This window comes from Rhodopseudomonas boonkerdii (assembly GCF_021184025.1).
In the GTDB taxonomy this organism is placed as follows: Bacteria; Pseudomonadota; Alphaproteobacteria; order Rhizobiales; family Xanthobacteraceae; genus Tardiphaga; species Tardiphaga boonkerdii.
In genome coordinates, this window is sequence record NZ_CP036537.1 from 1,428,172 (window position 1) to 1,441,639 (window position 13,468).

The 13,468-nt window shown below is 61.2% G+C and carries 14 protein-coding genes; 3 read left to right on the forward strand and 11 right to left on the reverse strand.

What is annotated here, in order from left to right; all coding sequences use genetic code 11:
- Nucleotides 1-35: 35 nt before the first annotated feature.
- The 7 genes from E0H22_RS06640 to E0H22_RS06670 form a co-directional block, all read right to left on the reverse strand.
- The gene (locus E0H22_RS06640) at nt 36-941 is read right to left on the reverse strand and encodes a ketopantoate reductase family protein (protein WP_233024857.1); all 906 of its coding nucleotides are present in this window, start codon (nt 939-941) and stop codon (nt 36-38) included.
- Nucleotides 941-2,302, reverse strand: a complete 1,362-nt coding sequence (locus E0H22_RS06645) for a M16 family metallopeptidase (RefSeq protein WP_430715264.1) — start codon at nt 2,300-2,302, stop codon at nt 941-943. The genes E0H22_RS06640 and E0H22_RS06645 overlap by 1 nt, the downstream gene beginning before the upstream one ends.
- 2 nt (nt 2,303-2,304) lie before the next feature.
- Nucleotides 2,305-3,693 carry a M16 family metallopeptidase gene (locus E0H22_RS06650; protein WP_233024858.1) on the reverse strand — a complete coding sequence of 463 codons (1,389 nt, stop codon included), beginning with the start codon at nt 3,691-3,693 and terminating at the stop codon, nt 2,305-2,307.
- A gap of 154 nt (nt 3,694-3,847) precedes the next feature.
- Nucleotides 3,848-4,564 carry a hypothetical protein gene (locus E0H22_RS06655; protein WP_233024859.1) on the reverse strand — a complete coding sequence of 239 codons (717 nt, stop codon included), beginning with the start codon at nt 4,562-4,564 and terminating at the stop codon, nt 3,848-3,850.
- Between the two features lie 88 nt (nt 4,565-4,652).
- Complete coding sequence (lspA, locus tag E0H22_RS06660) at nt 4,653-5,174, reverse strand: signal peptidase II (protein WP_430715224.1); 522 nt, start codon at nt 5,172-5,174, stop codon at nt 4,653-4,655.
- The gene (ileS, locus tag E0H22_RS06665; RefSeq protein WP_233024861.1) at nt 5,147-8,134 is read right to left on the reverse strand and encodes an isoleucine--tRNA ligase; all 2,988 of its coding nucleotides are present in this window, start codon (nt 8,132-8,134) and stop codon (nt 5,147-5,149) included. The genes lspA and ileS overlap by 28 nt, the downstream gene beginning before the upstream one ends.
- A 212-nt stretch (nt 8,135-8,346) precedes the next feature.
- On the reverse strand, nt 8,347-8,910 hold the full coding sequence (locus E0H22_RS06670) for a sugar O-acetyltransferase (protein ID WP_233024862.1): 564 nt from the start codon (nt 8,908-8,910) through the stop codon (nt 8,347-8,349).
- An 86-nt stretch (nt 8,911-8,996) separates the two neighbouring features.
- Here E0H22_RS06670 and E0H22_RS06675 point away from each other — a divergent pair, with 86 nt between their 5' ends.
- Both E0H22_RS06675 and E0H22_RS06680 read left to right on the forward strand, forming a co-directional pair.
- Nucleotides 8,997-9,287: an MbcA/ParS/Xre antitoxin family protein gene (locus E0H22_RS06675; RefSeq protein WP_233024863.1), complete on the forward strand. Its 291-nt coding sequence runs from the start codon at nt 8,997-8,999 to the stop codon at nt 9,285-9,287.
- A 9-nt stretch (nt 9,288-9,296) separates the two neighbouring features.
- Nucleotides 9,297-9,746 (forward strand): RES family NAD+ phosphorylase, encoded by a 450-nt coding sequence (locus E0H22_RS06680; RefSeq protein ID WP_233024864.1) that lies wholly within the window; start codon nt 9,297-9,299, stop codon nt 9,744-9,746.
- 2 nt (nt 9,747-9,748) lie between these two features.
- On the opposite strand, the gene E0H22_RS06685 is transcribed toward E0H22_RS06680, so the two are convergent.
- From E0H22_RS06685 to E0H22_RS06700, 4 genes are all read right to left on the reverse strand, one after another.
- Complete coding sequence (locus E0H22_RS06685; protein WP_233024865.1) at nt 9,749-10,720, reverse strand: bifunctional riboflavin kinase/FAD synthetase; 972 nt, start codon at nt 10,718-10,720, stop codon at nt 9,749-9,751.
- 131 nt (nt 10,721-10,851) lie between these two features.
- The gene (locus tag E0H22_RS06690; protein WP_233024866.1) at nt 10,852-11,100 is read right to left on the reverse strand and encodes a hypothetical protein; all 249 of its coding nucleotides are present in this window, start codon (nt 11,098-11,100) and stop codon (nt 10,852-10,854) included.
- Nucleotides 11,101-11,209: 109 nt separating this feature from the next.
- On the reverse strand, nt 11,210-12,316 hold the full coding sequence (locus E0H22_RS06695) for a hypothetical protein (protein ID WP_233024867.1): 1,107 nt from the start codon (nt 12,314-12,316) through the stop codon (nt 11,210-11,212).
- Nucleotides 12,317-12,586: 270 nt separating this feature from the next.
- Nucleotides 12,587-12,793, reverse strand: a complete 207-nt coding sequence (locus tag E0H22_RS06700; RefSeq protein WP_233024868.1) for a hypothetical protein — start codon at nt 12,791-12,793, stop codon at nt 12,587-12,589.
- A gap of 196 nt (nt 12,794-12,989) precedes the next feature.
- Between E0H22_RS06700 and E0H22_RS06705 the strand changes: the two genes are divergently transcribed.
- Nucleotides 12,990-13,385 carry a response regulator gene (locus E0H22_RS06705; protein ID WP_233024869.1) on the forward strand — a complete coding sequence of 132 codons (396 nt, stop codon included), beginning with the start codon at nt 12,990-12,992 and terminating at the stop codon, nt 13,383-13,385.
- Nucleotides 13,386-13,468: the final 83 nt, after the last annotated feature.

Here is a 13,468-nt window from a genome sequence, read left to right on the forward strand (position 1 = left end):
TCTCCGTAGCACACCTTTGGGTGCAAAGGGCAGCTTCAGCGGCCCTGCCGCGATCCGGAACGTTCGACCAGCTTCACCATCACCTGCAAGGCATGATTGGTGGGCGTCGGGATCCGGTGTTCGATCCCCTTGCGAACGATGAAGCCGTTGAGGAAATCGATCTCGGACGGCTTGCCGCGGCCGAGGTCCTGCGATGTCGAGGACTGCTGATGCGGCATGGTGGCGGCGAGGCCGAGCGTCTTGTCGAGCAGATCGACGGGCAGCGTCACGCCGCAGGCGCGGGCCACCGCGAGGCACTCCTCGACGGCATTGGTGACGACAGCGGGGACGCCCTCGACCTTGAACATCTCGCCATAGGCAATGCCTGCGACCGCCGACAGCGCATTATAGGCGCAGTTGTTGATGAGCTTCGACCATTGTACGGCATCGATATCGTCGGCCATGGCGGTCGGCACGCCGGCATCGGACAGGAGTTTCGCCAGCGCCGCGCTTTGCCGCGCCATGCCGATAATGAGTTCGCCGCGGCCATTGTGTTTGACATGGCCGGGCCCCGGCATCTCGGTGGCCACATAGACGGCGGCAGCGATCACCGGCTGGCTGAGAATCTTGCGCAGCCGTTCGGGATTATCGACGCCATTCTGCAGGCTCAGCACGATCGTATCAGGCTTGAGCATCGGCTTGAGCGATCTCGCCGTGTCGTCCGTATCGCCCGACTTCACCGCAAACAGCACGAGATCAGGCGGCGTCAGTGCCGCGATCTCGGCCACGGCCTTCGCCGGAATGAATCCGGTGAAGGACGCGCTCTCGAAATGCAGCCCCCGCGCGTTGATGGCCTCCACGTGGGCCGGACGCCCCACCAGCGTGACGTCATGGCCGGCGCGCAGCAGCATCGCGCCGTAATAGCACCCGACCGCGCCCGCGCCGACGACGGCGATCCGCATCAGTTCGCCTTCGGCGCTGGTGCCACGGGCTGGGCCGCTGCCTGCGGCGCGCGGCCGACCACGACGCTCAAGAGACCGTCCGCCCAGAGCCGCCTGGCAGCCGCCTTGGCCTGGTCCAGCGTCACCGCGTCGATGATGGCGCTGCGCTTCTCGATGTAATCGATCGGCATCTTGTCGAGCTGGTACTGCAGCAGCGCGCCTGCCAGCTTCGACGAGGTGTCGAGCGCCAGCATCTGCGAGCCGTTGAGATAGGACTTGGCCTCGTCCAGTTCCTTCTGGGTCGGACCTTGCTCGGCCAGCCGCTTCACTTCGCTGGTCACGGTATCGGTTGTCTCGGTGGCGCGGTCGGCGCGGGTCGCAGTGCTGCCGATCCACAGGCCGGAGCGCTGCATCCAGATAAGCTGGCTCGATACGCCATAAGCGAGACCGCGTTTCTCACGGACTTCGTGATAGAGACGCGATGACAAGGTACCGCCACCAAGGATGTGGTTGACGATATAGGCGGCCATGAAGTTCGGATCGTCACGCTTGAGGCCGGGGGCGCCGAAAGTGATCACGGTCTGCGGCACGTCCAGCGTCACGAACTCTTTCTTCGGCGGCTTGGTGACGGCGATCTCCGGCACCGGCACGAGGTCAGCTTTGGCGGGCAGGGCACCGAAGGTCTTGTCCAGCAGTTGGGCGAGCGAGTCCGGATCGATGTCACCGACCACGGCGATCTTCAGCGTGTCCTTGGCGACGATGCGGTTCTTGTAAGCCTTGATGTCATCGACGGTGATCTTCGGCACATCGGTCAAGCTGCCATTGGAAGGCCTGCTGTAAGGATGATCGCCGAACGCCGCCTCGAGGAATTTGCGCGTTGCGAGCGAATTCGGATTGGTGCTCTCGCGGCGCAGGCCGGATAGGATCTGCGCGCGGATACGCTCGACATCCGGCGTGTCGAAACGCGGCGAAGTGACAGCAAGGCGGGCAAGGTCGAAGGCCTCATCACGATGATCCTTCAGCATACGGAGCGAGCCGCGCAGATAGTCGCGCTGGGCCGTGAAGCTGAGTTCGATGGCGCGGCGTTCCATCCGTTCGCGGAAAGCGGCGGAATCGAGATCGGCCGCGCCTTCATCCATCAGGCTGGCTACCATATTGGCGGTGCCGGATTTGTCCTTTGGGTCCTGTGCAGCGCCGCCGTTGAATGCGTATTCCATCGCGATCACGGGGACTGTGGCGTCCTGTACGAACCAGGCCTCGAGGCCGCCGGGTGTGACGAGGCGTTGTACCTTGGCGGCTGCGAAAGACGGCGTTGCCATCAGCGTCGCAAGCGAGACGGCCGTAGCGATGGCAACGCCGAGACGGCGCGGGTTGAAGATCATGCTCACGACCGCTTCTCCTCACGCTTTGCCGTGGTGTCCTTGATGAGATAACCGGTGACCGAGCGCTTCTTGTCGAGCCAGGTCTGTGCGGCGGCGCGAACCTGCTCGGCTGTCACGGCCTTGATGCGATCCGGCCAGCTGCGAATGTCTTCGACGCTGAGGCCGGTGGTGAGGGCGGCGCCGTACCAGCGCGCAAGCGATGCCTGATTGTCTTGCGCATAAACGGCTTCGGCGACGAGCTGCGTCTTCACGCGTTCGAGATCCGCAGCGGACACCGGATTGGCCGCGAGGTCGGCGATCACGGCATCGATGGTCTGTTCGACCTCGGCGAATGCCGTACCCGGTTTCGGCGAGGCCGAGATCATGAATTGGCTGCTGTCGAGCGCGGTGCCCTGATAGCTCGCGCCCGCATTGACCGCGAGTTGCTTGTCGATGACGAGGGCGCGGTAGAGATAGGAGTTGGGGCCGCCGCCGATCAGTTGCGCCAGCACGTCCAGCGCCGGGCTTTCGCCGGCCGCAGCCGTCGTGGCCGATGGCACCAGATAGTAGCGGCGCAGATTGCTCTGCTCGACGCGGGGATCCGCCAGCGTCACTGTGCGCGGTGCGGCCGGCGTCGGCTCCTGCGGGCGGATGCGATGCTCGGGGATCGCCGGTTGTGCCGGAATCACGCCGTAGGTGCGTTCGACCATCGGGCGGATGTCCTGGGGATCGACATCGCCGGCAATGATCAGCGTGGCGTTGTTCGGAGCATAGAAGCGCTTGTAGAAGGCGAGGGCGTCCTCGCGGTCAAGCTTCTCAATCTCCTGATGCCAGCCAATGATCGGGCGGCCATAGGGATGGTTGAGATAGAGCGCTGCCATGATCTGCTCGGTCAGCCGCGCTTCCGGGCTATTGGCGACGCGCATATTATATTCTTCGAGCACGACGTCGCGCTCGGGCAGCACGTTCTCGTCCTTCAGCACGAGGCCGGTCATGCGGTCGGCCTCGAATTCCATCATCTGGCCCAGCCTGTCCTTGGTGACGCGCTGGTAGTAGCCGGTGTAGTCGGTGGAGGTGAACGCATTCTCCTCGCCGCCGATGCGCTGTACGGTCTGGGAGAACTGGCCGGCCGGATGTTTCGCCGTGCCCTTGAACATCAGGTGTTCGAGGAAATGCGCGAGGCCGGATTTGCCGGGCGTCTCGTCGGCGGAGCCGACCTTGTACCAGATCATCTGCGTCACCACCGGCGTGCGGTGATCCTCGATGACGACGACCTGCATGCCGTTGTTGAGCTTGAACGTGGTCGGCGGCTTTGGGCTGTCGGTTTGGGCCCGCGCGACGGAAGTGCTGGTGGCGAAGAGCAGTGCGGCGACGGCAGCATAACGCGCGGCACGGACGAGTTTGGTTGTCATGACAGAACTGGCTGCTCCTCGGCGCAGGCGAGCGATCGCACCGGTTGCGCGGGTGCGCCGGTCGATGGCATCGAGATGATCCTCGAGAAATGGCGGCGCACGGTGTGCGCCGCAAGCAGTGACGGCTGCGACAAAGGCAACCGCGGCGCCGCGATCAATACTTACCCGTCATCGGGTTGATGAAGTATTCGTTGCGCATGACGTCCTTCGGGCCGGTGCCATAGGCATAGGCGCCCGACGGCGTTTGATAGCCGGCCGGTGGCTGCGTCAGCGAATCGCGAGTCGGTTCGCCCTTGAACTCGGCCGTTTCGCCCTTGTTGCCGCCGAACATGTTCTTGAACATGCCGCTGGAGACGCCGAGCTGGCTCGGGCTCAGCACGATGTTCTTGTTGGGGTCGCCGGGATGAGAGTGATCGACGTTAGATGACGAGACCCTGCCGCGCTTCGGCGCCATTTCGGACGGCGTCAGCGTGCGCGAAGCTTCGAGAACTTCCTCGGGACGGCCGGTCTTGGCGGCAGCGGCGGCCTCGCGGCGGCGCTGCACGTCCGGATCCTTCGGCCAGTTGGCGACATTGGCGGTGTTGCTCGCGGCGGCCGGGGTTGGCAGGTCGAGGCGCGGCGGCACCACCAGCGGCGAGCGCTCGCGATAGTCGATGCCGGAATTTTCCATATTGGTGCCGCCAAGACCGGTCATCAGCGACTTGATGGCTTTCTGCTCGAACGACAGGTTGTCATCGTCGTCGTCAGCGGCATGAGCCACCGTCACGGACATCGCAAGGCCGAGGCTGAGCGCCACCGTCGCCAGTCGCAGGGAGCGCTTCAGAGCGCCCGATGAAAGGTGCAGAGGCCAACCGGTCTCGGTCTCGCGCATCGTGTTCATCCTGTTCAAATCTCTGGCGGATCGCCGAAACCGGCGCAGTTCCACCCGCATCGCCCGTGGCCTCGCATATCGGCTGGGATCAGGGCGCTTTTACGGCGGGTGCTCCGAAGAAGGAGTCATACAGCAGAGCCGCCACACCGGCAACGATGGCGACATCCGCAAGGTTAAACACGTACCAGTTGTAGGTTTTTCCCCCGATTTCAGCGTGCAGCAGCGCGAAATCGACAACCGCACCATAGGCGAAGCGGTCGATGGCGTTGCCGATCGCGCCACCGACGATCAGCCCGAGTGCAATTGTCGCAACGCGCGTATGGGCCCGGACCATCCAGACGGTGAGGGCGATCACCGCCACGATCTTGAAACCGAGCAGGAGGATCTGGCCTGTCGGCCCGGAATCCGAGAACATGCCGTAGCTGATGCCGGTGTTCCAGGCGAGGATCAGGTCGAAGAAGGGCAGCACCTTCACCAATCCCCGCCGGCCGAGATCGAAGCTGTGGAGCAGCCACAGCTTGGTCGCCTGATCGAGGATCAGGGTGGTCGCGGCAACGATCAGGCCGGTGCGGGCGGCTGGGCTCACACGGTGACTCCCAGTGCCTTCCATTCGCGCAGCGCCTGGGCGTCGCGCGGGGTGACATCCGGATAGTCCTTATCCTCACCGACGGTGGGCAGGATCTTCCAGGAGCGGGCGCATTTGGTGCCGACGGCCTTTTCGACGACAACGGCGACGCCAGGCACGTCATGGAGCCTGAAGGCATCCGCGGGAGCTTCGCCTTCGCGGACTTCATAGCTCGACGTGATGCAGACCTCCGCAAGATCGATGTCGAACAGCGTCGCGATCAGCGCACGGTCTGCGACATAGATCACCGGCGAGGCTTCCAGCGACGAGCCGATCTTTTTGGCCGCACGCTCCAGCTCCAGCGCGCCGGTGACGACGCGGCGAACATCGCGGATCGTTTCCCACTTCGCGGCGAGCTCATCATTGCGCCAGGCCGCGAGCACATTCTGGAACGGTTGCAGATGGACCGAGGTCTCCGCGGCGCCATAACGCGACAGCCACGCTTCCTCCGCGGTGAAGCTGAGGATCGGTGCGAGCCATGTCACGATGGAGCGGAACAGATAATCGATCACCGTCAACGACGATTTGCGCGCCACCGAGGACGGCGGGTCGCAATACAGCATGTCCTTGCGGATATCGAAGTAGAACGCCGACAGTTCGGTGTTCATGAACGCCGCCAGCGTCGCCACCACGGTCTTGTAGTCGAACTCCGCATAAGCGCGGCGGACGATCGCATTGACCTCGACGAGTCGATGCAGCATCAGCCGCTCCAGCTCCGGCATGTCGTCGGCCTTGATGCGGTCCTCGTCGCGGAAATGCGCGAGGCTGCCCAGCATCCAGCGCACGCTGTTGCGCAGCTTGCGATAGGTCTCGATAGTGTTCTTGATGATCTCGGGGCCGATGCGCTGGTCGTCGGCATAGTCGGTGGCGCAGACCCACAGACGCAGGATGTCGGCGCCCGAATCCTTGATCACCTTCTGCGGCTCGATGGTGTTGCCGAGCGACTTCGACATCTTGCGGCCGTTCTCGTCCAGCGTGAAGCCGTGGGTGAGCACGACGTCATAAGGCGCGCGGCCGCGGGTGCCGCAGCTCTCCAGCAGCGACGAGTGGAACCAGCCGCGATGCTGGTCCGAACCTTCGAGATACATCACGGTGTCGGTGCCGCCATCGATCTTGCGCTTGATGCCGGCAAGGCCCGGGAAGTGCACGGGATCTTCCAGCACGAACGCATGGGTCGAACCCGAGTCGAACCAGACGTCGCAGATGTCGTCGACCTTCTTCCAGTCTTCGTTGGAGAGCGAGCCGAGAAAGCGCTCACGCGCCCCTTCGGCGTACCATGCGTCGGCACCTTCCTTCTCGAAAGCATCGGCGATGCGCGCGTTCACCGCTTCGTCCTGCAAAATCTCGGCGGAGCCGTCGCCATTCTCGCGCACGAATACGGCGATCGGCACGCCCCAGGCGCGCTGGCGCGAGATCACCCAGTCGGGGCGGCCGGCGATCATGCCGGTGATGCGGTTCTGGCCGGTGGCCGGCACCCATTGGGTCACCGAGATCGCCTGCAGCGAGCGGGCGCGCAGCGTATCGCCGGCTTTGGCTTTGCCGCCATCGACGATGTCCTTGTCCATCGCGATGAACCATTGCGGCGTGTTGCGATAGATCACCGGCTTCTTGGAGCGCCAGGAATGCGGATACTGATGTTTCAGGCGCGCACGCGCCACCAGCATACCGCGCGCGATCAGTTCCTTGATCACGGCCTCGTTGGCGTCGCCCTTTTCGCCCTTGTCGTTCAGCACGCGCGTGCCGGTAAAGCCCGGCGCCGCTTCGGTCAGCGTGCCGTTCTCATCGACGGTGTAGGGGATCGTGGTGGCAATGCCGCGCTCGGTGAGCTGACGGCCGTTCGAGGTCCAGATGTCGAAGTCATCGCGGCCATGGCTGGGCGCGGTATGCACGAAGCCGGTGCCGGCATCGTCGGTGACATGATCGCCGTCGAGCAGTGGTACGATGAAGTCATAGCCGCCGGCGAGGCCCTTCAGCGGATGGCGGCATTCGAGATCCTCGAGAATGTCGGACGACAGCTCGCCGCTCTTCTTCCACGACGTCACGCGGGCCTGCTTGAACACGCTTTCGGCCAGTGCATCGGCCAAAATGAGCAGGTCGCCTGTCTTCAGCCAGTTGTCCTCCGGCGCCTCGGCGACCTCGTAGAGGCCATAGGCGATCTTGCTGGAGAACGAGATGGCGCGGTTGGCGGGTAGCGTCCATGGCGTGGTGGTCCAGATGACCACCGATGCCTTGGCGAGGCGACCGAATTCGGCAGCCACCGGGAATTTCACCCACACCGCATCCGAGGTGTAGTCCTCATATTCCACTTCCGCTTCGGCCAGCGCGGTCTTCTCGACGACGCTCCACATCACCGGCTTGGAGCCGCGATACAACGTACCGTTGGCGGCGAATTTCATCAGCTCGCGCGCGATCTGCGCTTCGGCGAAGAAGTCCATCGTCGCATAGCGGCCGGCCCAGTCGCCGATGATGCCGAGGCGCTTGAATTCCTCGCGCTGGATGTCGAGCCACTTGCTGGCATAGGCGCGGCATTCCTGGCGGAACGCGATCATCGCCGCGCCGTCCTTGAAATTCGGCTTGGTCTTGCCCTTGGAACGGTAGTTCTCTTCCTCGATCTTCCACTCGATCGGCAGGCCGTGGCAGTCCCAGCCCGGCACATAGTTCGAGTCGAAGCCCAGCATCTGCTGGCTCTTGGTCACCACGTCCTTGAGGATCTTGTTGAGCGCATGGCCGATATGGATCTGGCCGTTGGCATAGGGCGGGCCGTCATGCAGCACGAATTTCGGCTTGCCCTTCGCGGTTTCGCGCAGCTTGCCGTAGAGATCGATCTCGTTCCAGCGCGCCAGCATCTTGGGCTCGCTCGTCGGCAGGCCGGCGCGCATCGGGAACTCGGTCTGCGGCAGGTAAAGGGTCTTGGAATAGTCGTTGGTCGCTGGCTTTTCGGACATGGAATAAGGGCTCGGGTGCTCTGGCTGGCTCGAATGGCGCAAAAACGCGTCGAAAACGCGATGAAACAGGTCGATCCCGGTCTTGCGCCGAGCGAAGCTCAGGCGGAAGCCGGGCCGATAATGCTTATGATGGGGCGCCGTGCAGACATCGCGCATTCCATAGCAGGGGGAACAGGGATCGCAAAGCGTCCGATTGCCCGGAAATCGGCGGGTCAGACCCGCGGAATGACCGGGCGGGCCGGATTGCCGACCACCGTGACACCCTCCGGCACGTTCCGGGTCACCACAGCCCCGGCACCGATCAGGGCTCCGTTGCCGATGGTCACCCCTGGCAGGATGATCGCCCCGCCGCCGATCCAGACATCCGCCCCGATGGTCACCGGCCGGCCAAACTCCAGCATCTTGCGCCGGGTGGCCGCATCGCGGGGGTGGTCCGCTGACAGGAGCTGAACGCCCGGTCCGATCTGGGTGCGATCGCCGATGGTCACGCTCATGATATCGAGGATGACACAGTTGAAGTTCATGAACACGCCATCGCCGACGCTGATATTGTAGCCGTAGTCGATGAAGAACGGCGGCCGGATCACCACATCTTTGCCGACGCGTGCCAGTTGCTCGACCAGCAGCGCATGGCGATCGGCATTCGGGTCATCCGTGGTCGCATTGTAACGCGTCATCCACGCCTCGGCGACGGCCTCGTCTGCGGCGAGTTCGGCATTGCCCGCGGGATTGTAGAGTTCGCCGGCGAGCATCTTCTGCTTTTCAGTCTTGGTCACGTGACGTCTCCGGGAGGCAGGGCGTTAAGCTGCGGTTGTATTTTGCGAGTAGCGGTATATTTTGTTGAGATCGTGGAGCGAAATCGATGAACCCGCGCACCCGTATCGAGCAATACCAGAATCTGGTGAACCTTCGGCGTCAGGGGCCCCTGCCGGCAGAAGCTCGAGCAGCCTTGAATGATGAGCGTTTGAGTATTCTGGAAATACGTGCGCTTGCAGATCGTGTTTTCGGGGACGAGGCCAAGGCCGAGGCGTGGCTACGCCATCCTAACAGGTCCATGGCGGGACAGACGCCGTTCGATGTGATGCAGGACGACGTCGGCGCTGCAGTCGTACGCGAAACGCTGGAACAGATAGATCACGGCATTTTCTCTTGAGCATCCAGGATGGAGCTCTGGCGGATCTCAAACTATGCCGATTTGTCGGGTGCCGGCGGTTTGCATGCCGGCGGCCGTTGGCATTCGAAAGGCAGACGCATCGTCTACCTTGCGGATCATCCGTCGAGCGCTCTTTTGGAAACGCTCGTTCATCTCGAACTGAACATGATGCCGGCGAACTACCAGCTGCTTCGCATTCGGTCCGAGAAGCCGATAAAGGCTGAGGAGATCGAGGCCGTTGATTTGCCAACGGATTGGTTCAAGCGGATCGATGTAACGAGGCAGATCGGCGATCGCTGGCTGGATCGAGAGTCGAGCGCTTTGCTGCAGGTCCCGTCTGCCCTGTCACCGCACGCAACGAATGTTTTGTTGAACCCTGAACACCGCGACGCGGTGTTGTTGAGTGTCGCCGAGATAATCGTTGCGCCTTTCGATTCTCGCTTGCTGAAAGCGCCATAAGCCTATCCGATTGTTCCCAGCCTCGGAAACGCATCCGGTGCCGCGGTCAGAGCTGCACGCGCCTTCGCGCTGTCGTCGTTCATTTGAACGATCAACGCCTCGACTCCGTCGAATTTAAGTTCGTCGCGAATGTATGCGATGAACGCCACGTCGAGCACCTGTCCATAGAGGTCGCCCCTGAAATCGAACAGAAACACTTCGAGCAGGGGGGCGCCGTTGTCGAAGGTCGGGCGGCGACCGAAGGAGGCGACGCCGTCGAAGCGCTCGCTGCCGCGGCCGACACGCACCGCGTAGATGCCGTGCCGCAGCCCGCAACTCGCGGGCAGGCGGATATTGGCGGTGGGGAAGCCAAGGTCGCGGCCGAGCTTCCTGCCGTGGATCACTTCGCCGGTGATGAACCATGGCCCCTGCAGCATCTCCGTCGCTTCTCTGATCTGGCCTTCGGCCAGCGCCATGCGGATGGCGGTGGATGAGACCGGGCGTTCGTCGATGTCCACATGGGGCTGGATATCGACCTCGATGCCGAGCCGCGGCGCCTCGGTTGCAAGCAGGCTGGGCGAGCCGGTCCGGCCCTTGCCGAAATGGAAATCGTAACCGACAGCGATGCCGCTGATGCCGAGTCGCTCGATAAGATCGTGGTGAATGAAATCATGCGCCGTGGTGCCGGCCCGGCCCTTGTCGAAGGTCATCACCACCGCGCCGGCCAGTCCGGTTCCGGCCAGCAGCCGCAGCTTGGCGGGCTCGTCGGACAGCCGAAACTGCGGGGTGTTCGGGCTGAAGAACAGCCGCGGATGCGGCTCGAAGGTCACTGCCAAAGCGCGGGTCTTGTGCAGTTCCGCCATGCGGAGCGCGGCGCCGATAACGGCACGATGGCCGAGATGCACACCGTCGAAATTACCCATCGCCACCACGCATCCTCTCGGGATGTCGCTTGCGGGGGTGGTGTCGCGGATCACGCTAAAGGCTGACGTCATGATTGGATTCGTTGGTGGTTTTCGGTCTGCGTGGACCGTGGCGCGAGGGCGGCATCCAGTCAAGCCGAGCGCAGGCCTGTCCCAATATGATCATTCCATTCCAATTTGACGGATTTGCCGCCGGCCCCCGGTTAACGGGAAAATAATCGGGACGCCCCGTAGCGCTTTGAAATCGCTGATGTCGATGCGACGTGTGCGCCGGTCTTCTTCCTTCGTTCTGTGCGGGCTTTTGAGAAGCGTCGCTGCACTTCGAGCGCGGCGCGATCGTAGACCTTTGCGGTGGTCTCGGAGCGCGCGCTGTGTCCGACAACCTTCTTGATGTCGTCGGTGAGCACATCTGCTTCGCGGCCCTCAATGACGCCAGATGACAGATTCATCATCGACAAATCTAATACCCGATACGAACTAGACGACCTCAACGTGAATGCTGGTCTTCCGCTGGGCGAGGGGCGGCGGCCTTTTTTCTGGCAACTATAGGCGAGGGTCAACTCAGCGAGAAATATATAGCTGGAGATCTAAACCGGCGTTGTCGACAATGAGTTTCCTATCATCCGTAGAGCTAAATTTTGTAGTATCAACATAAGACGGGGCGGCATCGACGTTGATAGACAAAAATTCTGATACAACAGCCCGAACCTCGCTTGCCATCTGTACCGCTTCATTTTGGAAGTAATAAATGCGAGCGCCTGGGCCCGTAACATCTCCAAGCGGGCCATATCCAGTATTATAAGGACCGCCGATTCCGAATATTCCTAACAGAGGCGTGTAACCTAGCTTCTTCAGTGCACCCAGCAGCTTGCCAAGCTGCTCTTGCGAAATATCACTGTAAATAGTCGGTTGGATGTAGATGTTGATCCACTTCTCGCCTGGGGCTTTCTCAGATTTGTCTTTCCACTTGCCATAATTGAACGTGACGAATTTTTGCTGTCCTAACGTAGGAAAAGCTTGTCGGATCGAGACGTCATCAACTTGCTTTGAGACAATTTGAACTCTCTGTTCGAGACTTTTTCCCATCTCTTCGAGCTTGCTCGAAACCTCGCTCGCTCGCATTTGATAGGCCTCGCCTTTCTTCTGTGCGTCGTTGGCGGCGACTTCAAGACTCGCAAGCTTTTGCGATATTTCACCGCTCCTCTCGCTCACGCGAATTCTTTGAGCTTCGACGTCGTTCGAGACCTGATCGAGTGTTGCTCTTATCGCATCTACCCTAGAAGCTGTCTCCTCGATAGCTTGTTTCGCTGCGACAGCTCTTTTCTCCGCGGCTTGGGCAACTGGTTCAACTCGATCTGCGATGTCGCGGAAAGATTTGATGCCTACGAAAGCAAGGCCCGCCACAAGCGCACCCAAAATTACGCCATACCGGGTCAATCGGTTCCAAAGAATATCCTCTGCTTTATCGCCGAGTTCTCTGACGAGGCTGCTTTGGTCCTTCAAACGGCCCGAAAGTTCGAGGTCCACTTTCTTGCGGAGGTAGTCATCGATGGCAGCGTTCGAAGAGGGCGGCAGGGCTTCGGCACCACAAAAAGGGCAGTAGTTTCCTCCTTCCACCATAGGCTTTGAACAAACTGCACATGACAAAATCTCGGAAATATTTGTCATCCGACACCTAATTATGAATTCTCGGCGCCTTCACAAAGCTGGTGCGAACCGCGTCAACTTTTGCGTCACGGGCCCCAGGCCTTACGGCCTCCATTGAAAGCGATGGCTGCGGCCTCTAGCTCTTCGCCTACTAAAATTGTCTCACCTTCATAACGGAGAGCAGTTGTAGGCACTCGGAGGATGTAATTCTCGATCGCTTGATCGAGAGCCGCTTCTTTTGAGTCGAACGTCTGGAGGCCTGAGAGTGATGCGCCGCTCACTAATTCCCAACTACTCATGTGTGGGTAAATCCCAGTTCGAGATCAGATAGACCACCCGGCCGTCAGAGACGACGCTGGCACGGGAGACGGTTCGGAAGATGGCGTTCGGGTGTTCTTTCCAAACCGCCAGTTCTTTGTGAGAGATCTGCAGGATGCCGTCGAGGTACGGAACCTTGGCAGGCTCTTCGATGTGATTGACATCAGCCCAAGTGATCACGGCGCTAACCCTTTATTCAAGCGCTCGACGGTAAATCCCGCTCAAATGCGTGGGTACAATGACACAAAGGTTAATGAAATCAACGGCCGATCTTTAACGGGAAATTTAACCGGCGCTGCTAAATCTCGACCGAAATCGGTTTGCCGCCCGGCAAACATCATTGCGATGCGCGTATCGTGCCTGAGGGGGACTGAAGATGGCGGTTGACTTGTCGATGTCGGTGCTGGTGGTGGACGATTACAACACCATGATCCGCATCATTCGCAATCTTCTGAAACAGCTCGGCTTCGAACATATCGACGATGCCAGCGACGGTTCGATGGCGCTCGAAAAGATGCGCGCCAAGAAATACGGCCTCGTGATCTCCGACTGGAACATGGAGCCGATGACCGGCTACGACCTGCTCAAGGAAGTCCGCGCCGACCCCAACCTGTCGCAGACCCCGTTCATCATGATCACGGCGGAATCGAAGACCGAGAACGTGATCGCCGCCAAGAAGGCCGGCGTGAACAACTACATCGTCAAGCCGTTCAACGCGGCGACGTTGAAGACGAAGATCGAAGCCGTATTCCCGGACGCCGTGCCGGCGTAAGCGGATCGCAGCTCAGAGAGTTTCGCGAATGCCCGGCCTTGCCGGGCATTTTGCGTTTTAACGACACGCCGATTGTCATCCCC